19 protein-coding genes are annotated in these 20,858 nt (G+C 65.8%); 9 read left to right on the forward strand and 10 right to left on the reverse strand.

Annotation, left to right across the window (positions count from 1 at the left end; all coding sequences use genetic code 11):
• Nucleotides 1–24: 24 nt before the first annotated feature.
• Nucleotides 25–882: an LLM class flavin-dependent oxidoreductase gene (locus LK459_RS10335; protein WP_227923190.1), complete on the reverse strand. Its 858-nt coding sequence runs from the start codon at nucleotides 880–882 to the stop codon at nucleotides 25–27.
• A 164-nt stretch (nucleotides 883–1,046) separates the two neighbouring features.
• On the opposite strand from LK459_RS10335, the gene idi reads away from it, so the two are divergent.
• The 3 genes from idi to crtI are packed head-to-tail and all read left to right on the forward strand — an operon-like array spanning nucleotide 1,047 to nucleotide 4,134.
• Nucleotides 1,047–1,625 (forward strand): isopentenyl-diphosphate Delta-isomerase, encoded by a 579-nt coding sequence (gene idi / locus LK459_RS10340; RefSeq protein WP_227923192.1) that lies wholly within the window; start codon nucleotides 1,047–1,049, stop codon nucleotides 1,623–1,625.
• Nucleotides 1,622–2,536, forward strand: coding sequence for a phytoene/squalene synthase family protein (locus LK459_RS10345; RefSeq protein ID WP_227923194.1), 915 nt, complete (start codon nucleotides 1,622–1,624; stop codon nucleotides 2,534–2,536). The genes idi and LK459_RS10345 overlap by 4 nt, the downstream gene beginning before the upstream one ends.
• The gene (gene crtI / locus LK459_RS10350) at nucleotides 2,533–4,134 is read left to right on the forward strand and encodes a phytoene desaturase family protein (protein ID WP_227923195.1); all 1,602 of its coding nucleotides are present in this window, start codon (nucleotides 2,533–2,535) and stop codon (nucleotides 4,132–4,134) included. The genes LK459_RS10345 and crtI overlap by 4 nt, the downstream gene beginning before the upstream one ends.
• Before the next feature lie 10 nt (nucleotides 4,135–4,144).
• On the opposite strand, the gene LK459_RS10355 is transcribed toward crtI, so the two are convergent.
• From LK459_RS10355 to LK459_RS10370, 4 genes are read right to left on the reverse strand one after another with little or no spacing between them, the layout of a single operon-like run.
• Entirely contained in the window at nucleotides 4,145–5,653 is a 1,509-nt protein-coding gene (locus LK459_RS10355) for a phytoene desaturase family protein (protein WP_227923674.1), read from the reverse strand.
• A complete protein-coding gene (locus LK459_RS10360; protein ID WP_227923196.1) occupies nucleotides 5,626–6,789 on the reverse strand; it encodes a glycosyltransferase in 1,164 nt (387 codons plus the stop codon). The genes LK459_RS10355 and LK459_RS10360 overlap by 28 nt, the downstream gene beginning before the upstream one ends.
• The gene (locus LK459_RS10365) at nucleotides 6,773–7,570 is read right to left on the reverse strand and encodes a carotenoid biosynthesis protein (RefSeq protein ID WP_007240917.1); all 798 of its coding nucleotides are present in this window, start codon (nucleotides 7,568–7,570) and stop codon (nucleotides 6,773–6,775) included. Before LK459_RS10365 ends, LK459_RS10360 begins: the two co-directional genes overlap by 17 nt.
• On the reverse strand, nucleotides 7,567–8,193 hold the full coding sequence (locus LK459_RS10370) for a monooxygenase (RefSeq protein ID WP_227923676.1): 627 nt from the start codon (nucleotides 8,191–8,193) through the stop codon (nucleotides 7,567–7,569). The genes LK459_RS10365 and LK459_RS10370 overlap by 4 nt, the downstream gene beginning before the upstream one ends.
• 226 nt (nucleotides 8,194–8,419) lie before the next feature.
• On the opposite strand from LK459_RS10370, the gene LK459_RS10375 reads away from it, so the two are divergent.
• A complete protein-coding gene (locus LK459_RS10375; protein ID WP_227923197.1) occupies nucleotides 8,420–9,181 on the forward strand; it encodes a siderophore-interacting protein in 762 nt (253 codons plus the stop codon).
• An 88-nt stretch (nucleotides 9,182–9,269) separates the two neighbouring features.
• Here LK459_RS10375 and LK459_RS10380 read toward each other — a convergent pair whose 3' ends face one another.
• The gene (locus tag LK459_RS10380; protein WP_227923198.1) at nucleotides 9,270–10,262 is read right to left on the reverse strand and encodes an alpha/beta hydrolase; all 993 of its coding nucleotides are present in this window, start codon (nucleotides 10,260–10,262) and stop codon (nucleotides 9,270–9,272) included.
• Nucleotides 10,263–10,548: 286 nt separating this feature from the next.
• On the opposite strand from LK459_RS10380, the gene LK459_RS10385 reads away from it, so the two are divergent.
• The 3 genes from LK459_RS10385 to LK459_RS10395 all read left to right on the forward strand — a co-directional run bounded on the left by LK459_RS10385 (nucleotide 10,549) and on the right by LK459_RS10395 (nucleotide 13,257).
• Complete coding sequence (locus LK459_RS10385; protein ID WP_227923199.1) at nucleotides 10,549–11,772, forward strand: NAD(P)/FAD-dependent oxidoreductase; 1,224 nt, start codon at nucleotides 10,549–10,551, stop codon at nucleotides 11,770–11,772.
• Nucleotides 11,773–11,874: 102 nt separating this feature from the next.
• A complete protein-coding gene (locus tag LK459_RS10390) occupies nucleotides 11,875–12,819 on the forward strand; it encodes a cytochrome c oxidase assembly protein (RefSeq protein WP_227923200.1) in 945 nt (314 codons plus the stop codon).
• Between the two features lie 3 nt (nucleotides 12,820–12,822).
• The gene (locus LK459_RS10395; protein ID WP_227923202.1) at nucleotides 12,823–13,257 is read left to right on the forward strand and encodes a hypothetical protein; all 435 of its coding nucleotides are present in this window, start codon (nucleotides 12,823–12,825) and stop codon (nucleotides 13,255–13,257) included.
• A 4-nt stretch (nucleotides 13,258–13,261) separates the two neighbouring features.
• Here LK459_RS10395 and trxA read toward each other — a convergent pair whose 3' ends face one another.
• From trxA to LK459_RS10410, 3 genes are read right to left on the reverse strand one after another with little or no spacing between them, the layout of a single operon-like run.
• A complete protein-coding gene (gene trxA / locus LK459_RS10400) occupies nucleotides 13,262–13,651 on the reverse strand; it encodes a thioredoxin (RefSeq protein WP_227923204.1) in 390 nt (129 codons plus the stop codon).
• Between the two features lie 31 nt (nucleotides 13,652–13,682).
• On the reverse strand, nucleotides 13,683–14,798 hold the full coding sequence (locus LK459_RS10405) for a hypothetical protein (protein WP_227923206.1): 1,116 nt from the start codon (nucleotides 14,796–14,798) through the stop codon (nucleotides 13,683–13,685).
• 24 nt (nucleotides 14,799–14,822) lie between these two features.
• Entirely contained in the window at nucleotides 14,823–15,965 is a 1,143-nt protein-coding gene (locus tag LK459_RS10410) for a phosphotransferase family protein (RefSeq protein ID WP_227923207.1), read from the reverse strand.
• A gap of 41 nt (nucleotides 15,966–16,006) precedes the next feature.
• Between LK459_RS10410 and LK459_RS10415 the strand changes: the two genes are divergently transcribed.
• A complete protein-coding gene (locus tag LK459_RS10415) occupies nucleotides 16,007–16,609 on the forward strand; it encodes a TetR/AcrR family transcriptional regulator (RefSeq protein WP_227923209.1) in 603 nt (200 codons plus the stop codon).
• 27 nt (nucleotides 16,610–16,636) lie between these two features.
• On the opposite strand, the gene LK459_RS10420 is transcribed toward LK459_RS10415, so the two are convergent.
• Nucleotides 16,637–18,640 (reverse strand): OPT family oligopeptide transporter, encoded by a 2,004-nt coding sequence (locus tag LK459_RS10420; RefSeq protein ID WP_227923211.1) that lies wholly within the window; start codon nucleotides 18,638–18,640, stop codon nucleotides 16,637–16,639.
• Between the two features lie 265 nt (nucleotides 18,641–18,905).
• On the opposite strand from LK459_RS10420, the gene LK459_RS10425 reads away from it, so the two are divergent.
• Entirely contained in the window at nucleotides 18,906–20,810 is a 1,905-nt protein-coding gene (locus LK459_RS10425; protein WP_227923212.1) for an oleate hydratase, read from the forward strand.
• Nucleotides 20,811–20,858 lie beyond the last annotated feature (48 nt).

A 20,858-nucleotide genomic window follows, 5' to 3' on the forward strand; every position in this document is an offset into this window, starting at 1 on the left:
TCGCCGTCGGGGCATCTGTGCTGGTCACAGCCGTGATGCGGCAACCTCCTCGAGAACGGCCTCGGAGGCGACGTGCGGCGGTGTCTGCCGTGGCCAATGGATGATCACGTCGGTGAAACCGAGCTCGGCCGCGCGACCGGTGAGCTCGTCGAACATCGCGACGCTCTGCAGCGACTGGGCCGGGCCGGAGTCGATGCTCAGGTAACGGGCGATGTCGCCACCATCTGATCGGTCGGCGAGTGCGGCATCGAGGATCTCGCAGTTGCGTGCGATGCCCGCGAACCACTCGTCGGTGGTGGTGGCCGTGGTGTCGCCGGTGGTCACCCACCCGTCGCCGAAACGCGCGGCGTAGCGCACCGATCGCGGTCCGTTACCCGCAAGCAGCAGCGGTACCCGCTCCCGTACCGATCCGCCGACGAGACGCATGTCGCGGGCGGTGTAGTACTCGCCGACTACGTCGACGTGGTCGGCGCGCAGGGTGCGGTCGAGCAGCATGGTGAACTCCTGCAGCCGGTCGACGCGCTGGCGGGCGGTGAGTTCGGGCTGTCCGAGCAGTTGGTCGTCCGGGGTGCCACCGGCTCCGAGTCCGAGAAGGAATCGTCCGTCGGAGATGTCGACGAGGGTCTGGACCTCGCGTGAGAAGGCAACCGGATGCCGGAAGTTGGGCGAGACGACGAACGCGCCGAGCTCGATCGTGGTGGTGACCGTTGCCGCCGCGGTGAGGGTCGGCATGCACGAGAACCAGCGGGAATCGGGGAGACCGCCCCACACGAGGTGGTCGTAGGTCCAGGCATGGTCGAAGCCCAGCTGCTCGGCACGCTGCCACAGCGGCCGCGCGTGCTGCCAGTCCAGATCAGGGAGAATGCAAATACCGAAGCGCACCCGGTCAGCCTAGTGTGCGCACCCGGGCGAGCTCCCCATCCGGACGCGCAGCGGCGTCGAAGACCTGGTGACAGAGCACGCCGACCTCGCGCGGGGTCGGCGCGTGAGCCCTTGCGGAGGCGCGAACCGTCTTCGCACCGGACAATCGAGAGGTGTGGGGTTTGATGGACGAGGACCTGGTGGTGCTCGTCGACGACGACGGCAGTCCGCGCGGCACCGCGGACCGACTCACTGTGCACGGCCCGGACACCCCGCTGCACTTCGCGTTCTCCTGTCATCTCGTCGACGACCACGGACGCATCCTCATGACCCGTCGTGCGTTGAGCAAGAAGACGTGGCCCGGGGTGTGGACCAATTCGTTCTGCGGGCACCCACGTCCCGGTGAGAGCGTCGAAGCCGCGGTCGCCCGCTACTCACAGCGCGAACTCGGACTCGACGTCGCCGACCTACGGCCGGTCATCCCCGGCTTCCGCTACCGGGCGGTCGATGCGAGCGGGGTCGTCGAGAACGAAGTCTGTCCGGTCTTCGCGGCTCGCCCGGTCGGCGACGTCGACCCCAATCCCGACGAGGTGATGCAGTACACATGGGCACCGGTCGACGACATCTGGGAGATCGCGCGGCGCACACCGTGGATGTTGAGTCCGTGGTTCGTCGACCAGATCTCCGAACTCGGGCCCGCCGTGGGAGCCTACGATGCGACGCGCGTCGAGTACGACGGCCGAGCACGCGAGGACGTCCGATGAGCCGACGTTCACGCGTCGACCTGCATGCGCCGCACGACCGTTACGACGAGGTCGCCGACGCCAGTGCCGCACTGGTGATCAACTCGTACTCGTCGTCGTTCGGGCTCGCTTCGCGCCTTCTCGGCGAGCCGGTCCGCTCGCACGTCCGCAACATCTACGCTCTCGTCCGTGTGGCCGACGAGATCGTCGACGCACCCCGACCGGGACAGGGGACCGATGACCGGCACGTCGCGCTCGATCGCCTCGAGTCCGAGACCAACGATGCTCTCGAGTCGGGTTCGAGCAGCAACCTCGTCGTTCACGCGTTCGCCCGCTCGGCACGCCGCGTCGGTGTCGACACCTCACTCACCGCCCCGTTCTTCTCGTCGATGCGTATGGACCTGACTCTGCAGACACACGACGAGAAGACTCTCGCGGAGTACATCTACGGCTCCGCCGAGGTGGTCGGGCTGATGTGTCTACGTGCGTTCGTCGCCGACGAGCCGCGAGCAGATCAGCGCTACGACGAACTGAGTAGGGGTGCGCAGCATCTCGGGGCGGCGTTTCAGAAGGTCAACTTCCTACGCGACTTCGGCACCGACAGCGGCGATCTCGGCCGCCGATACCTCGTCGGACTCGATCCCACCCAACCGTCGGCAGTAGCGTGGACACGCTGGCTGGACGAGATCGACGGCGATCTCGCGATTGCGGCGACGACGATCCGTGAGCTGCCACGAAGCAGTCGCATCGCAGTCTGCGTCGCACACGATCTGTTCGCAGAGCTCAATGCCAGACTCCGTGCAACCCCGGCGAGTATGGCTGCGCGACATCGCGTTCGGGTGCCCACCGCAACCAAGACCCGGATTGCGGCTACCGCTGTGCTGCGCCGCGGACAGCCTCGTGCCTCCGTCTCGGAAGGGGCGTCCGCGTGAGCGCCACGGCCACGCGCGTCGCGATCATCGGCGGAGGGGTGGCGGGGCTCGCGACCGCGGCTCTGCTCGCCGACGACGGATACGACGTCGACGTCTACGAGCAACGCCCGCAGGTCGGGGGGCGCGCGGGTTCCTGGGAGGCCGAGGGCTTCCGGTTCGACACCGGGCCGTCGTGGTGGCTCATGCCCGAGGTCTTCGACCACTTCTACGAGCTGCTGGGTACCTCGACCTCCGAACAGCTCGAGTTACTCCGACTCGATCCCGGATATCGGGTGTTCTTCGAGGGACATGCCGATCCGGTCGACGTGCACAGTGACGAGCAACGTTCGGTCGAGCTGTTCGAGAAGATGGAAACCGGTGCAGGGCAAGAGCTCTCCGAGTATCTGGCGTCCGCACGACACGCGTATGACATCGCTGTCCGACGCTTCCTGTACACCAACTTCGACACCCCGCGCGCCTTCGTCGATCCCGAGGTCCTACGCCACGCGAAGACGCTCGTCCAGTTACTCGGCACCAGTCTCGACACGTTCATCTCGCGGCGCTTCTCCGACCGCAGGCTCAGGCAGATCCTCGGCTACCCCGCCGTGTTCCTCGCATCGTCGCCGGAGCGGGCGCCCGCGATGTATCACCTGATGAGCTGGCTCGACCTCGACGAGGGAGTGCGCTACCCCGACGGGGGATTCACCCGGTTCGTCGAATCCCTTGCCTCAGTCGCGCAGGAGAAGGGCGCCAGGCTGCACCCCGGCACGACGGTGACCGAGATCCTCACGCGCCCAACGGAACCCTCCGAAGGTCGACTACGCCGACGGTTGTCTCGACGCCGCGCCGACGTCGCCGGTCTGCGTATTCGTGGCGACGACTCGGTAGAGCGGACTGTCGACGCCGACATCGTGATCGGGGCCGCCGACCTCCACCACGTCGAGACGCGCCTGTTGCCGAGGGCATTACAGACCTTCCCACAGCGGTGGTGGGACCGGCGTACCTCCGGCCCCGGGGCCGTCCTGGTCTTCCTCGGCTTACGTGGACGACTACCGCAGTTGCAACACCATTCACTGTTCTTCACGGCTGACTGGGCCACCAACTTCGACGACATCTTCGAGACTCCGACGGCGGTACCCGACCCGGCGTCGCTGTACGTGTGCACACCGTCGAGAACCGACGAGTCGGTGGCGCCGGACGGCCACGAGAATCTGTTCATGCTGATCCCCGTACCTGCCGACCCGGAACTCGGACGCGGTGGAGTGGACGGCGCGGGTGATCCGGTCATCGAGCAGATAGCCGATCGCGCCATCGAACTCGTGGGCTCCTGGGCAGGGATCGACGATCTCGCGGAGCGGGTCGTCGTACGACGTACCACCGGTCCGGGTGACTTCTCCGCCGATCTCAACTCGTGGTCGGGTGGTGCACTCGGTCCGGCTCATACTCTGTGGCAGAGCGCATTTCTGCGAGCCAACAATCGTTCGGCGAAGGTCGGCGGTCTCTACTACGCAGGAGGCACCACACGCCCGGGCATCGGTTTGCCGATGTGTCTGATCAGCGCCGAACTCATCCGCAAGCGCCTGCGCGGCGAGCACTCTCCGGGACCCTCGGCGGTCTGACGCCGGGCGCTCACGCCGGGCCGATCAGTCGCGCAACGATGTTCGCCGACAGCAACACCAGGGGAAGCCCGCCACCGGGATGCGCCGACCCGCCGACCAGGTAGAGGCCGGGAACACCAGATGCATTGGCGGGCCGTAGGAAAGCGGCACGTACGCCGTTCGACGACGACCCGTAGATCGACCCACCCGGTGTCAGTGTGCGTCGCTCCAGGTCGGCGGGAGTGACGAGAATTCGGTGTCGAATCCGATCTCGGATGTCGAGACCGCGTTCGGCCATGAGTCCCACGATTCTGTCGGCGTAGTCGTCTGCCACTCCCTCTGCATCCCAATCGGTTCCACCGACCGGATCGTGCCGAGGAGCGTTGACGAGCACGAACCAGGCTGCCGTGCGGGGGCCGGGACTCACCGCGGAATCATCGGCCGCCGAGACGTAGATCGTCGGGTTCGGTACGGGCCGCGGTGGCCCGCCACGACCGAACACCGAATCGAACTCGTCGTCGTAGTCGTCGGCGAACAGGATCTGATGGTGGGGTTGGTCGGGTGCATCGTCGAGTGCCAGCAACAGGACGAAGCCGGAGAACGACGGGGCTACCTTGCGAAGTCGGCGCGCGGTGCGCCGTGCCGGACGAGTGGCGATGAGTGACGAATAGATTTGTGCGGCATCGGCGTTCGCGACGACGAGGTCGGCGTTGTGGCGTGCGCCGTCGCTCGTGCGGACTCCGTCGACGCGACCGGAACTGGTGGTCAGTGCTGTCACCTCGACGCCGAGTTCGATGGTGCCGCCGAGGTCGACCACCCTGTCGCGCAGCGCCCTTGCGATGACGCCGAGCCCCCCGCTCACGTACCACGATCCCCAGCGTTGCTCGGCGTACGGGACACTCGCGAGTGCAGCAGGCGCGCGGCGTGGATCCGATCCGGTGTACGTGGCGTAGCGGTCGAGCAGCATGCGCAGTCGCGGATCGTGCAGATAGTGGTCGCCGAGTCCGCGTAGTGTGCGCCAGGGCGCCACCGTGACGAGATCCCGGACATCGAGCGCGCCGGAAGCCATGTCGCGCAGAGTGATCGGCGATTCGAGAAACGGCCCGTGAGTTGCGTTCCAGATCTGTTCGGCACGGTGCAGGAACGCCTCCCACTGGGCTCCCCGTCCGTCACCGAGTGCGTCGTCGAGCGCGGCGGGGATCTGTGACATCTCGCCGGGCATGTCGAGTGTCGTCCCGTCGGGAAAGCGGTAGCGCGCTGCCGTCGAAAGCCGTTGCAGTGTCAGGGAATCGCTCAGCGGCGCGCCGGTGTCGGCAAAGAGTTCCTCGAGGATGTGCGGGAGCGTCACCAACGACGGTCCGGTGTCGAAGACGAAGCCGTCGTGCTCGATCACGCCGAGTTTGCCGCCGACATCGTCGGACTGTTCGAGCACGGTGACGTCGTGCCCAGCCGCACACAGGCGGATGGCGGCGGCGAGTCCGCCCACACCGGCCCCGATCACGATGATCCGACTCATGCGTGCACCGGTCTGCCCTTCCAGCGCAGTTCTCCGCGACTGCGAGCGCCGATCGAGTCGGCGGTCAGCACGGCGAGCGTCACCACCGACACCGGGTGAGCCAGCGGGTCGGGCCATGCCCGTCCGCCGGTTCGCCGCGCGGTGACCACCCGTGACGCGACGCCCGCGAGATATCCCACGAGCCCGGTCCGTGATCCGCCGATCGCCGCGACGGCAGGCACGACGTACGACACGATCATCATCGTCATCACCACGACGGCCCCGGCAGGGGAACCGAACGCCGCCCACAACGACTTCCGATACCCGGCTCGCACCTCGCGCCACCCGTCGTACATCCGGCACGTGGCCACCGAGCTGCCCTCGCCGACCACCCCATGACCTCCCGCTGCCTTGACCGCGCGGAGCAAGGCGATGTCCTCGAGCACCTCGGAGCGCACCGCACTGTGCCCACCCGCCCGCAGATACATCGTCGCGTCGACTGCCAGTAACTGCCCGTTCGCGGCGGAAAGACTCGGCCGTGCCGATCGCTCGGCGATTCCGAGCGGCAGCGTGCTCATCCATGACCACTGCAGCAGCGGCTGGACGAGTCGCTCGCCGATCCCGCAGACGTCTTCGCGTGGGTAGGGGCAGAACAGGTCGAGACCCGCCTGTCGCATGGTGGCCACCGTCGCGGTCAGCGCGTCGGGGTGCAGGCGCACGTCGGCGTCGACGAAGACGAGGACTCCCTCGCCCGTCGAGTCACCCGCGGCGACTCTGGTGAATTCGCCCAACTGCGCACAGGCCCAGGGCTTTCCGAGCCAGCCGTCCGGACGCGGTGCCCCGGACAGCACCGTGACGGTGTCGTCGCCCGAGACGATGTCGCCCAGGATGTCCGGCGTCGCATCGGTCGATTCGTCGTCGAGGACCACGATGTGTGCCGGCCCCGGCCAGCGAGCCGTCGCCGCTTGCAGGGACTGAACACATCCGGCGACGTCGGCAGCCTCGTCGCGGACGGGCAGCAACACCCATAACGGCTCTGCGGCGGGTCGGTGCCGAGTGTCGGGAACGCGGATGCGTCGTGCGTTGTCGAGCGTCAGGACCAGGCAGCCGAGCGCCAGGGACGTTCCGATGCGCACGACACCGCGCCACAGCCGCACGCGCCTCTCACCCGGCGTGGACACTGTGCCTCCCTGTTCGCGTCGCTCGGATCTCACATGCGACCGACACCGCCAACGGAATGGCGATCACTCCCATGAGTACCGCGCCGGTCACCGCGACAGGTGGACGGCCGAAGAACACGGCGTGGGCGATGACCGACGAGAAGTAGGTCCACAGATACGCGGTGACGGGCACCGCGTCGATCCGGAGCGTCGACGCCCGCGGGTCGCGGCCGAATGCCGCGTCGAGCACCGCCATCATCAGCAGCGACACCAGCAGCCAGCCGCCGAAGTTGCTGAGCGGGATGCCCTCGACCCCGGGCAGCGCCGGTGTCGTCGCCTCCCAGCGCCAGTGCCCTGCGTCGACCATCTGTGGATCGAGAAAGACGTCCCACGCGGTCAGCGCCCATGCGCCGACGACGATCGTTGCCAGACGCCCGTACCGCCCGACGAGGCGTCGGGCGACGTTCCATGCGGGCCAGGCCATCATGATCCACGCGAGGGGTACGAGGATCGGAACACCCGCGATCTCGAACCCGAGGGTGCCGGTGTAGTCGTAACGTCCGAACGGAACGCCGGTGTGCACGCCGATGGTCTCGGCCAGCAGCCCACCACCCCCGGCGACCACCAGCAGCACGAGTGCGGCCGCCACGCCGTGCGTACTGGCGGCGTCGACGAGCATTGCCGCGGCGAACAGCAGCACGGAGGCGGTGGTCAGCGCCGGGGTGCCTCCGGACGTCAACGGGAAGCAGATCTGGACGAGGATCGTCGCTGCGAGCAGCAGCCATGCGAGCCGCGAGGTCACGGCTCGACCTCGGCGTAGGTTCCGTCGACATCGAGGACTGCGAACCGTGCGAACAGATCCTCGGCGTACCACCGTTGGGGTCGGGTCTCTCGTATCGCCGTCGCGTGAGCCGGCGAGCGGTAGGCGAAGTCGGTGAGCGCACGCGAGTCCCGCCACAGGGAGAACGTGCCCTGCAGACCGATCGGGGATTCTCCGACCCCGACCGCCAGCCGAAGCCCCTCACTGCCCGCCAGTTCGCCGACTACCGGTGGCACTGCGCGCCAGAATGACAGGGCCCTGGTCGGTCGAAGGCGTGCGCGTGTGATGGCCGCAACAGGGCCGTCCCAACGTCGCCGCCCGGACGGGTCGTCCACGGCGAACGGTTCACGCCGCGACCACCGCCCCTTGGTCGCGAGCGGTCTCATGCGCACGGTCAGCTGCTCATCGCTCACCGCCGACCAGCCGTCGATGACCTTCGACGCCGCGCCTGCCGCGGCCGCGGCCTCGTCTTCCCAGACCGTGAGTAGTGCCCAGTGGTGGGGGTCGGCATCACGCATGGTGAAAGTCTCCCCCGAACCGGTGCCCAGGAGCTTGGCGAACTCGAGGCCGGGCGTCGCGCGCAGCCCGAACCTGCCGCTGGCCATACGGGTCAGAGCAGGCGCGATCCGCTCGGTACCCCAGATACGCAGCTCGACGACCTGTCCCGTCACGTCGCGCACCCGCGAACCCCCACACCGAATCTCACACACGGTCTTCGGAGTGGCACGCACGAGGGATGGGTGACCCCGGCGACGCGGGCAGCGGGAGCGGAAATGAACATAGGCTACCCTCACTAACGAGCCCGCAGATCGCAGACGGAAGGTCGAGACAATGGTCGAATCACCCACCAAGGGCAAGTCGCGGGGCTGGCAGGGAGCGGTACTCAAGCTCTTCGGCGCCGACGACTACGAGCTGACCGTCACCGGCACGAAGCAGATCACAGATCACTATGTCCGTGTCGACTTCACCGGCGGCGGACTGCTCGAGGAGCGCCCCGTTCACCCCACCATGTGGATTCGAATGTGGTTCATGAACAAGCACGACAAGATCCACCAGCGCGGCTACACGCTGGTCGATCCGAACCCGGCGACCGACACGTTCTCGATCGAGTTCGCTATCCACGACGGCGCCGCGCCCCGCTGGGCGCTGGCGGCACAACCGGGCGACAAGATCAGTGCGACGTTCATGGGATCGAAGTTCGCGCTGCCTCAGCCCGCACCCGCGGGGTGGCTCATCGCCGGCGATCCCGCCGCGCTTCCTGCGATCAACTCGTTGCTCGCCGCGCTGACCGAATCGACCCCCGATGTCCCTGCGACGGTCTGGTTCGAGGTCTCCCACGACGACGACAGAGAACTACCGATCGCCGTCCGAGACCACGACACCCTGCATCTCATCGACCGCGGGGTCGACGGCTCCGCGATCGTCGACGAGGTGCGATCGGCGGCGTTCGACGCGTCGGACCACTTCGGCTGGGTGGCGCTCGACATGCAGGCCACCCGAGCGATCGCGGCGCTGTTCAAGACCGAATACAAACTGGACAAGAAGTCAATGAAGGCGCAGGCGTACTGGCGCGCCGGTGTCGAGCCGTCCTGACACGCATCACCTCCAACGACCATCACCTCCAACGACAACGCGGCGTCGAAGCATGTGCTTCGACGCCGCGTTCCGCGGAGATCGGTGATCAGCCGTTGCGGAACCAACCGTTGTTGTAGATGTTCCAGATCGCCTGCTGCCAGTAGCCCCACGCGTGGGTACCGGTGATCGGGAAGTCGGTGCGCAGGTTCACGCCGAACGCGGGTGCGGCGAGCGCGAAGGTGCGGCTCTGTTCGCCGGCGACCGACTCGATGGCCGTCGAGTTGAATCCGGTGATGTAGAAGTCGGTGTTGTTCGCGCCGGGGGGCTGGTGGTCGCCCCACACGCCGGTGCCCGCGTACATCCACAGGTGCAGGCCGCCCATCGACGGCAGGTTCTCGGTCGGCGAGTGCGCAAATGCCTGGGCATTGGGGAACCAGCCCCACATGTCGTTCAGGTTGTAGTGGCCCGCGTCCCACGCTGCGGCGCGCAGCATGGTCTGCATGCCCGTCGCGACGAGGTTCATGAAGCCCGACATCGAGACGACGCGCTGGTAGAGGTCGCGGCGCTGGTTACCGACGATCACTGCCTGGCTCGCCGACATCGACAGTCCGACGAGAGTGCGGTTGCGGAAGCCGTGTCGATCGAGGAACTGCGGCAGGCTGCCCTTGAGCACGCTCTCCCAGCGGTACGGGTTGCGCTGGCCCGCGCTCGCCGACGCCTGCTGCCAATCGGCATAGAACGACGACTGGCCGCCGATCGGCATCACCACGTTGTACCCGCGCTGCGACAGATAGGCGACGTTCGTCTCGCGTTCCCAGCCGTTGTAGTCGTTGGTGGCGCGCAGGCCGTCGAGGAAGATCACCGTGGGAGCGTCACTCGGCTTGGTCGTCTGCGACGGCCAGGCGCGGACCGATACCGGGTGGTCCATGCCGTAGTTGTAGATCTGCTCGTTGATGAAGCCCTTGACCTGCTTGGCGGGCGGACCCCATGCGTGCGCGCTGCCCGCGCCGGAGATCAGACCGACCACCAGGGCCAGCGCCACCATCAGAACTGCAACGGGTAGGGCAGGCGAGAACGGGGCCCGACGTGTATGCGACACGAGCGATCACTTCCATTAGGAGAACGTGAATCCGAGACTGGCCCGATCGTCCGATCGGTCGCGCGGATTCTTCGAATCGGGATAGAGCCTACAGCGTGTCGTTATCAATTGGTAATACGAGTTTGGCGATATCCAAGCGGCTGTCACGTGCATACTTCGCGAATCGGGCACTTGTCCTCGTGATCGTTTCGTGATGATCACGTGGCGTTTGCCCAGCGTGAGTCGGGTCGACGCGTAGCGTTGGAGTGGAGTCCGTGTAACCACACCAACCGGGAGGTATACAGCCGTGACAACGATTGCGATAGTCGGGGGAGGACTCGCGGGGGCGAAGGCCGCGGAAGCGCTGCGTGAGCAGGATTTCGACGGCGACGTCGTGATCTTCGGCGTCGAGAACGAGTTGCCGTATGAACGGCCGCCGTTGTCCAAGGAATTCATGCAGGGAAAGCAGGATCTGCCCGAATTCACAGTGCACGACACCGACTGGTATCTCGACCAGCGCGTCGAATTCCGACCCGGAACGCGCATCGACAAGGTCGACGCCGCGGCGAAGACGATCACTCTTCCCGACGGTTCGACGCTGATCTACGACAAGCTGCTCCTGGCCACCGGGTCGTCGTCGCGGCACATCGACCTCCCGGGTGCCGACGCCTCGGGTGTGCACTACCTACGGACCGTCGACGATGCGCGTGCGATCCGGGACGTGTTGACCGAGGGCACGCGCCTCGCGATCGTCGGCGCCGGCTGGATCGGCATGGAGGTCGCGGCGTCCGCGCGTGAGCGCGGTGTCGAGGTGACGATTGCCGAATCGGCGAAGCTCCCCCTGCTGCGCGCACTGGGGCCCGAGGTGGCGCAGGTTTTCGCCGATCTGCATCGCGAGCACGGCGTCGACCTCCGTACCGAGGTGAAGGTCGAAGAGATCACGACGGACAACGGCGCGGCGACCGGACTACGGCTCGAAGGTGGCGACACGATCGAGGCCGACGTCGTGCTGGTTGCTGCGGGTGCCGTGCCCAACCTCGAGGTGGCCGAGTCGGCGGGTCTCGACATCGACGGTGGCGGAGTGCTGGTGAACGCCGGCCTGCGCAGCAGCGACCCCGACATTTACGTCGTCGGCGACATCGCGAATGCCGAGCATCCGATCCTCGAGCGGCGGGTTCGCGTCGAACACTGGGCGAACGCGCTCAACCAGCCGACCGTCGCCGTCACCAACATGCTCGGCGGCAGTGCGGAGTACGAGAAGCTGCCGTATTTCTTCACCGACCAGTACGACCTGGGTATGGAGTACAGCGGACTCTCCGACGGCTACGAGAAGGTCGTCTTCCGCGGTGACGTGCCGGGCCGCGAGTTCGTCGTGTTCTGGCTCGACGGGGACGATTCCGTACTTGCAGGCATGCAGGTCAACATCTGGGACCAACTCGACGCGATCAAGGAACTCATCGTCTCCGGCGACCCCGTCGACCCGGAGAAGCTCGCTGATTCATCTGTAGAGCTGTCGGAGTTGTCCGGATAGCCACCGCGGCCCTCGGGCAGCGGCTACGTTGCGCGTGAATTCTGCTCGCGCACCGGTCATTTCGGGCACCACTGCAGCGTTCGACGGCGCACACTGTCTGTCGTGCATCCGTCGATCGCCCCACTGACACTCGAGGTCGCGCTCACCTCATGGCGACTCGACACCGTCACCACCGTTGTGGTCGTCGTCGTGCTTGTCGCATACGTGCTCGCATGGCGCAGGGCGTCGTCGCGCGGTGGGTCGTCGGTGCCGCGATCTGCCGTGGTGGTGTTCGGTGTGCTCGGCATCGGAGTGTGGCTGGTTGCCGGTGTCAGTGTGGTCGGCGTCTACTCCGACACGCTCTTCTGGGTCCGTGCGCTGCAATTCGTGCTGCTGTTGCTGGTCGCGCCATTCGGGTTGGCGCTCGGGAGGCCGGTGACGGTCCTGCGGGAATCGCTTGGCGGCCGCGGGTGCGCCCGGTTCGACGCCGCGCTCGACAGCCGTGCGGCGCGCCTGCTCCTCGGCCCCATCCCGACCTCGGCATGCATGCTCGCCGTGCCGTGGTTGATCTACTTCAGCGGCTGGTACGAGCTGATCCTGCGGGATGCGTCGGTCGACGTCGCGACGCGCCTACTCCTGGTGGTCATCGGCATCGGCTATTTCTATGCGCGCCTGCAGGTCGATCCCGTGCCGCGCCGCTATCCGCAGGCGCTCTCGTTGGGTATCACCACGGCAGAGAGCATCGCCGACGGATTGCTCGGCATCGTCCTGTGGCAGGGCTCGCTGGTCGCCGTCGACTACTACACGTCGCTGCACAGAACGTGGGGGCCTGGTCTGCGCACCGACCAGACCATCGGCGCCGGTGTCCTCTGGATTCTCGGCGACGTGGTCGGACTGCCCTTCCTCATGGTGCTCTTCCGCAGGTTCCGTTCCGACGAACGCGAGACCGAAAAGAAGGTCGACGCCGCGTTGGAGTCGGGCGCAGAACTACCCGCGCACGACCCCACCGAGACCGGAAGCGGATTGTGGTGGGAGTCCGATCCCAACCTGCGGGACCGATATCGTTGAGCGATGCGCACGACGATCGACCTCGACTACGCGACCGCGATCACGCTCGCAGCGTCGGGTCTGGTGTTTCTGCTCGCTCTGATTCTCGGGGTGTGGAAGTACGAGCAGATGCGCAGCTCGGATAATCATCTGGCGCACCCCTACGTCGACATCGCCCACCGTTCGGCGCTGCTCTACGCATTCGCGACCCTGCTCGTGGCGGTCTTCGTCTACCTCAGCGCGTGGCCGTCGTGGCTGAACCTCGCCGCGGCCATGGTGATGGTGGTGTTCTTCGTCGGCGCGATCGGCAGCTACATCGCGCACGGGCTGATGCGCGACACCACCAATCAGTTCGCCCGAGAGGATCCAGCGCTACGAGCGTCGATGATTGCGCTGATGACCGGCGAGATCGGCGGATTCGTCGTGCTCTTCGCCGGTTTCGTCGCGGGACGGTTCTGAGAACTCAGGAACCCTGCTGGTTGTCGCCCTGCGCGGCGTCGGCAGCGGCGATCTCCGCTCGCACCTGATCCATGTCGAGGTCGCCGACAGCGGTGATCAGCTGCTCGAGCTGGGCAGGGGGCAGCGCGCCCGGCTGATTGAAGACCAGCACACCGTCGCGGAAAGCCATCAAGGTCGGGATGGACTGGATGCCGAATCCCGCTGCCAGTTGTTGCTCCGCCTCGGTGTCGACCTTGCCGAACACGATGTCGGGATGATCTTCCGACGCCTTCTCGAAGGTCGGCGCGAACTGTCGGCACGGACCGCACCAGCCCGCCCAGAAGTCGACCAGCACGGTGCCGCCGGCCGAAATTGTGTCCTCGAAATTGCCAAGCGTGATCTCTTGTGTGCTCATGAGTCCACGGTACGCAGAATGCGCAGAACCGTCAGGGCGCGACGTCGACCCAACCGGTGAAGCCGCTCGGATCGTGCCTGCCCAGACAGAAGTGTTCGAACATGCCCCATCCTTCCCGGGTCGTGCCGTCGGCCTCACGGCATTCCGCCCGCGCGACGTGGTCGGTGGCGCCGAATGCGATTCGGCCGACGACACCCGGATCGGTCATGTCATAGGTGACGCGCTCGGTGAACCCCTCGCCCCGCCACATGCCGTGCTGCCACTGTGGGTCGCCGCCGTACCCGCCGCCGACGTGCAGCGGCGCCGCGAGTAAGGAGGTGACCTCGATGGTGACCGACGACCCGTCGGCAGCGGTGGCCGCGATCGTCGCGCCGCTGACCTCCCGCGTGCCGGAGCGGTAGTGGATGTCGAATCTGGGCCAGCCCAGTTGTTCGACGCGGCCGTCCTTCCACACCCGAGAACAGTCGTTGAGCGTGCGGATGCCGTCCGGTGATTCCTGGACGATGAGCACGAGCTCGAAGTCGTCGAATGCGATGGGCACATACGTCCACCACATGCCGTCGAACGGGGGATCGGCAGGACGTCCCGCAGGCTCGGCTTCTCCGACCGGCCGGATTCCCCAGGACCGATCGCGACTCCCGATCCACGTCGACGGTTCGACGGTGACCTCGGTGTCGTCGATGCGAATCCATCCCGACCACGAGCCGAGCTGGGCGAAGCGTTGCGCGTCCAGGGTGATCCGGTTGCCGCTGCGCATCACGTGCGGTAGCTCCTGCACGACGTCGAACAGCCCGTTCCAGGTCAGGTCGAAGGAGATCCCGTCGGTGGGTTCGAGGGTGAGTCGGATCGTGTGGAGCGGGTCGATGACCTCGATGCGGTAGCCGCCGACGTGTTGGTCGAGGCGGTTCTGGTCGATGGCGTCGGACAGGTGCACTGCGGTCTGCTCGTCCCCACGTCGGATCACCACGAACGCGTCCTTCACGCCGAGGTTCGGGTAGTAGCCGAGCCCGGTCACGAGAAAGATGTCGCCGGTTCGGTCGTGTGCGTTGAAGTAGCACCGGTCGTAGAAGTTGCGGTCGGATGTGCCCGGCCACGCGATCGGTTGGGGCAGTTGATGAACGGGGTACTCGTCGAGTGGTCCGAGCATGGGGTTCCTCTCCGGGGAAGGGACTCAGGTGCGGTCGTCCAATAGCCGTTGCAGTAGTGGACGGTGGTAGAAGAGCTCGGCCTCGATGTCGGCGGGTGGTGCCATCTCGCCGAAATGGATGCGTCGCGACGCGGTGCGCATGAAGATCAAGCCCCACAGCACGGCCGAGTACAGGTAGAACCATCCCAGGTCGCCGAGGTCGACGCCGGTCCGGTCGCGGTAGGTTGCGCGGACATCCTCCTCGCGGAGCACGTCGGGGAGACCCGGCATGTTCGCGAGTCCGACGAGCTCCTGGAAGACGTTGTGCGCGAAGATCAGCCACGCGACGTCGAGTTCGCGCGGGCCGAGCGTGGCCATCTCCCAGTCCAGGATCGCCGCCGGTAGGAAATCCTGGTAGATCACGTTGCCGATACGGGCGTCTCCCCAGTTGAAGACGGTATCGCCGGATGCGATGTCGTCGGGGAAGTTGGTGTCGAGCCAGATCATCGCACGGTCGAGGAGCGGTGACCGGCCCAGATCGGCGGCGGCGAAGTCGTAGAACCGCTGCAGTTCGTCGAGGCGTCGACGCAGGGGGGTCGTCGAGGTGTCGGCGTGTGGGTCGAGGAATCCGAAGGTGGTGCGGGCATCGGGGATGGCATGGAGTGTCGCTATGACATCGATCGTCGCGTCCTGCAGTTGGCGACGCTTGTCGGCCGGGGCGTCGAAGAACCAGTTGCCACCGAAGGTGTAGGGCATCACGTCCGGTGGCACGAACCCGTCGACGCGGTCCATGAGAAAGAACGGTGAGCCGAGGATGTCGCCGGTCGGTTCGAGCCATCGGGTCGTCGGGATGGGGAGGTCGGTGAGTTCGGCGGCCAATCGCATCGCCTCGAATTGATGGTCGAGGTGGTACTCGGCGAACACCGGGACGTCGGCGGGGCGTGGCTGCATCCGCATGACCCATTGTTGTTCGCGCGCAGTACCGTTCTCGGTCCAGCGGCCGGTCAGCATGACGGTTTCCGACGACATGCCGTTGGCGTCGATGCCCGCGTCGACTGTCACCGTGGGATCGGCACCGGCGGGTAGGAGGTCGGTGAGCCAGGACGCGAGAGCAGACGGTATCGACGCGGTGTCACGCTCCGAGCGCTGCAGGTGGTCGAGTTCTTCGAAGGTTGGTCGGGTGGCCATGGCGAGTCCTTCCGCCGTATTACGCTACGCTGAGTAGCGTTATGGAATCAGATGTGACGACGGTTGGCAAGGTTTTCGGAAAAGGTCGTCCACGCGACGGCGCGATCGACGTTGCCGTTCTTGCCGCTGCGCGAGAACTGTTGGTGGAGCTGGGATATGCGCGTCTGACGGTGGCGGCGGTCGCCGACCGAGCTGGGACGACGAAGACGGCTCTCTACCGCCGCTGGTCGGGCAAACAGGACCTTGTCCACGACGCGACGTTCGCCGACATGACGGCGCTGTCGGCGCCGACCGGGCACACCGACGACGATCTCGTGGTGATGGTGGCGCGGGTGCGCGAGCTGTTCAACTCGCCGGTGACCCGTGCCGCGCTTCCCGGACTGGTGACCGACATGGCAGCAGACCCCGAACTGCATCGTCGGGTGATCGCAGGATTCGCAGGCGTTTTCGCCGCGTTCCGAGAGCGTCTCGTCGCTGCAGTCGCCGACGGTGAGGTCCGTGCGGGGACCGATCCGGACCGCGTCATCGAGATGATGGGTGGCGCTGCGATGTTGCGGGCGTTGCTGTTCCCCGGGGAGCCACTCGACGAGGAATGGGGTTCGGAGATTCTCGCGGTTCTCGAACACGGGACGCTCGCCGACTGAGGGGTCGGCATTACTCGGCGGCGCAGCTCATTTCGCGTCGGGATGCGGTGACGGGTCGGTCTCCTCGCTGCGCTTGGCCAGGATCTCGGTCACCTTGTACATGCCGAGGACGACGATGACGAATGCGATCACGCCGACGATCTGGGAGCCGTTGGCCCAGCCGTCACCGACGATCGAGAGCACACCGTCGTCGCCTGTCGACGCGACGATGGCTGCATAGACCACGTTCCAGAGTGCTTCACCGACGATGAGCCCCGTCGCGACGAGTACGCCGATCCGTTTCTTCTGCCCGACGTCGCCGCCGACGCGTTCGCACCACTTGTTGTAGATGTGACCGAGAATGGCGCCCACCGTGATCATCAAGGTGACCGACATCGGTAGGTACATCCCCATGCCGACAGCGAGCGGCGGCAGCGCAACCTTCTTGTTCACCCGGCCACTGAACTCGTCGATGACGATGACGACGGCGCCGATGGCCGCCCCGGTGCCGAGCATGCTCCAGTTGAGGTCGTTGCCGAACACACCCTTGGCCAATTCGGAGATCAGACTCGCCTGTGGGGCAGGCAATGCGTCTGCTCCAGCGCCCGGCGCGCCGGCGAATCCGAAGGCGGTGTTCATGACGCCGAGGATCGGTGGGATGACCAGCGACCCGAAACACACGCCGACGATCAACGCCACCTGCTGTTTCCACGGCGTCGCTCCGACGAGCTGGCCGGTCTTGAGGTCTTGGAGATTGTCATTGGAGATCGTCGCGACGCCGAACACGATGGCGGTGGCGAACAGGGTGAAAGCGACGAGGACGGTCGACTGTTGCGGGTCGGCCGCGCCGTACACGAACTTGATGAGCAGTGCGGCGATGATGACGGCGAGAATGCCGACACCGGAGATCGGGGAATTCGACGACCCGATGAGACCGGCCATGTAGCCGCACACGGCTGCGATGACCATGCCGATGACGAAGATGAAGAGAACCGTGGCGGCGATGATCCCGCCCGCGCTACCGGAGAGTGCGGTTCCGTGGACGAAGTCCCACAGCAGGAGGCCGATCGGCAGCAGCATCACGACGATGGTGCCGCCGACGATGGGGAAGGGGATGTCGCGCTCGGTGATGTCGACGGTGACGCCCTCGCGGCGTGCGCGTGCCGACGCCATGGCGTCGACGATGCCCTTCACGATCGGTGCGATCAGCTTGAGCAGCGTCCAGATGGCGGCGATGGCGATGGCGCCTGCGCCCACGAAACGGACGTCGTCCTTGAACACGGTGCTGACGACGTCGGCGACGTCGGAGTTCGCGGCGAACTGCCCCGCGGACTTGATCGGGAGAATGATCCCGTAGGAGATGATCACCCCGACGAACATGGCGATGCCCACGCTCAAGCCCACGAGATGTCCGATACCGATCAGCGAGAGTTGCAGTCCGGCACCGATCATGGTGCCCCCGGAGCCGACCCGGAAGGCGGTCGAGACGTCGGTGCTGATCAGTTTGAGATTGCCCAGGAGTGCGAAGATCGCCGACGTGATGCCACCGATGGTGATGGCGCGCAGCCCGATTCGATTGCGTCTGCCCCCTTCGTCGGTGTTGCCGACCTTGAGTACCTCCGCAGCGGCAACACCCTCGGGATAGGGCAGGTCGGATCCCGTGACCAGTGCGCGACGCAGCGGGATGGAGTACATGACGCCGAGGATCCCGCCGACCAGACACACGGCGACGGTGATCCAGTACGGGAAGCCGGTCCAGTACCCCACCATCACCAGGCCGGGGATCACGAAGATGATCGCCGACAGTGTGCCGGCAGCCGACGCAATCGTCTGCACGATGTTGTTCTCGACGATCGAGTGGTTGGCGAAGCTGCGCAGTACCGCCATCGAGATGACCGCGGCGGGAATGGCCGTTGCGAAGGTGAGGCCGACCTTGAGGCCGAGGTAGACGTTGGCAGCGGTGAACACCAGGGTGATCACGCCACCGAGGATCACTCCGCGGATGGTGAGTTCGCGAAGACCTGTCGGGCGGTCGGGAGCCGTCACTGACATCGAGTTCCTCTCGCTTCGGAGGACACCCTCGTGCCCCGAGCCTCTCGTGATGGATCTCGTCAACTCTAGAGCCGACTACACAAGCGTGTGTGGTGTTGCACGCGCACGGCGAGATGTGGCGGGGGCGCGTTCGTGCCCAGTAGGTGTGTCTGCGTGCAATCCCGCGGCGAGGCGTACGGATTTCACTCAGGCATCACCGTGAGGTGGTAGGGCTGATGGTGGGAGATATCAACGGCGGGGGTCGATCGACCGAAAGGCAGTGTGCATGTACTACAGCAGCGGCAACTACGAGGCGTTCGCCCGGCCACGGAAACCCAAGGGCGTCGACGACAAGACCGCATGGTTTGTCGGTGCGGGACTTGCGTCACTGTCCGGGGCGGCGTTCCTCATTCGCGACGGGCAGATGAAGGGTGACAAGATCACGGTGTTCGAGCGCCTGAAGTTGCCCGGTGGCGCGCTCGACGGCATCAAGGAACCCAAGAAGGGCTTCGTGATTCGCGGTGGCCGCGAGATGGAGAACCATTTCGAGTGTTTGTGGGACCTCTTCCATTCCATCCCGTCGATCGAGATCGAGGGAGCCAGCGTCCTCGACGAGTTCTACTGGCTCAACAAGGACGACCCGAACTATTCGTTGTGCCGCGCCACCATCAACCGCGGGCAGGACGCGCACACGGAGAACAAGTTCACTCTCAGTGACAAGGCGCAGAAGGACATCGCGCGTGTCTTCCTCGCGACGCGCGAGGAGATGGAGAACAAGCGCATCGACGAAGTCTTCAGCGACGAGTTCTTCGAGAGCAACTTCTGGCTCTACTGGACGACGATGTTCGCGTTCGAGCGCTGGCATTCGGCGCTGGAGATGAAGCTCTACATTCACCGCTTCATCCACCACATCGGTGGTCTGCCCGATTTCAGTGCGTTGAAGTTCACCAAGTACAACCAGTACGAGTCGCTCGTGCTGCCGCTCTACACCTGGCTGCTCGATCAGGGCGTGACATTCCACTTCGACACCGAGGTCACCGACGTCGATTTCGAGATCAGCGGAGATCGTAAGCAGGCCACGAAGATTCACTGGACCGCTGGGAAGGACAGCACGGTGCCGGACAGCGCGGGCAAGGACGGTGTCACCGAGCTGGGTGAGAACGACCTGCTGTTCATGACCATAGGGTCGCTGACCGAGAACTCCGACAACGGCGATCACGAGACGCCTGCGAAGCTCAACACCGGACCGGCGCCTGCCTGGGATCTGTGGCGGCGCATCGCGGTGAAGGACCCGTCGTTCGGCCACCCCGACGTCTTCGGCGGCAACATCGACAAGACCAAGTGGGAGTCATGCACGGTGACCACGCTCGACCCGCGCATCCCGTCGTACATCCAGAAGATCACCAAGCGTGATCCGTTCTCGGGGCGCGTGGTGACCGGTGGCATCGTCACGGCCAAGGACTCCAACTGGCTGATGAGCTGGACGGTCAACAGGCAACCGCACTTCAAGCAGCAGCCGTCCGACCAGATCGTGGTGTGGGTGTATGCACTGCTCGTCGACACCCCCGGCAACTACGTGAAGAAGAGCATGTCGGAGTGCACGGGTGAGGAGATCACGCAGGAGTGGCTGTACCACCTCGGAGTGCCCGAGGAACAGATCCCCGAGATGGCTGCGACCGGCGCGAAGGCGGTTCCGGTGATGATGCCGTACGTCACGTCGTTCTTCATGCCGCGACAGGCGGGTGATCGTCCCGACGTCGTACCGAAGGGATCGGTGAACTTCGCGTTCATCGGACAGTTCGCGGAATCCAGCCGCGATTGCATCTTCACCACCGAGTACTCGGTGCGTACGCCGATGGAGGCCGCCTACACCTTGCTCGGCATCGAGCGCGCGGTGCCCGAGGTGTTCAACTCGACCTACGACGTTCGCAGCATGGTGGCGGCGACGAGTCGTCTCCGCGACGGCAAGATCGCCGACCTTCCCGGCCCCAGCAAGATCCGCGAAGCCATTCTCGGCAAGCTCGAGGGCAACGAGATCGGCCAGCTCCTCGCCGAGTACGAGTTGATTCCCGCGGCCGGCTCGAAGCGGACCATCCGCAACGATGCGATCGACCTGAACGGGTCCATCGGCGATCACGCGCCGGCCGAGGCGCCCACGGGTAAGCATCCGGGGAGCAAGGAACTCGACTGAGCAGGTCGTCTGCCTCTGTGTGAGCGGCGGACGTGTCGGCGGTCGTAG

It is taken from the genome of Gordonia otitidis (genome assembly GCF_020735545.1).
GTDB lineage: Bacteria > Actinomycetota > Actinomycetes > Mycobacteriales > Mycobacteriaceae > Gordonia > Gordonia otitidis.

Coding starts and splice junctions, on each gene's coding strand:
- idi (WP_227923192.1), top strand. CDS start 1,047: ATGGACGAGGACCTGGTGGTGCTCGTCGACGACGACGGCAGTCCGCGC.
- LK459_RS10345 (WP_227923194.1), top strand. CDS start 1,622: ATGAGCCGACGTTCACGCGTCGACCTGCATGCGCCGCACGACCGTTAC.
- LK459_RS10370 (WP_227923676.1), bottom strand. CDS start 8,193: ATGGCCAGCGGCAGGTTCGGGCTGCGCGCGACGCCCGGCCTCGAGTTC.
- LK459_RS10375 (WP_227923197.1), top strand. CDS start 8,420: ATGGTCGAATCACCCACCAAGGGCAAGTCGCGGGGCTGGCAGGGAGCG.
- LK459_RS10395 (WP_227923202.1), top strand. CDS start 12,823: ATGCGCACGACGATCGACCTCGACTACGCGACCGCGATCACGCTCGCA.
- trxA (WP_227923204.1), bottom strand. CDS start 13,651: ATGAGCACACAAGAGATCACGCTTGGCAATTTCGAGGACACAATTTCG.
- LK459_RS10405 (WP_227923206.1), bottom strand. CDS start 14,798: ATGCTCGGACCACTCGACGAGTACCCCGTTCATCAACTGCCCCAACCG.
- LK459_RS10410 (WP_227923207.1), bottom strand. CDS start 15,965: ATGGCCACCCGACCAACCTTCGAAGAACTCGACCACCTGCAGCGCTCG.
- LK459_RS10415 (WP_227923209.1), top strand. CDS start 16,007: ATGGAATCAGATGTGACGACGGTTGGCAAGGTTTTCGGAAAAGGTCGT.
- LK459_RS10420 (WP_227923211.1), bottom strand. CDS start 18,640: ATGTCAGTGACGGCTCCCGACCGCCCGACAGGTCTTCGCGAACTCACC.
- LK459_RS10425 (WP_227923212.1), top strand. CDS start 18,906: ATGTACTACAGCAGCGGCAACTACGAGGCGTTCGCCCGGCCACGGAAA.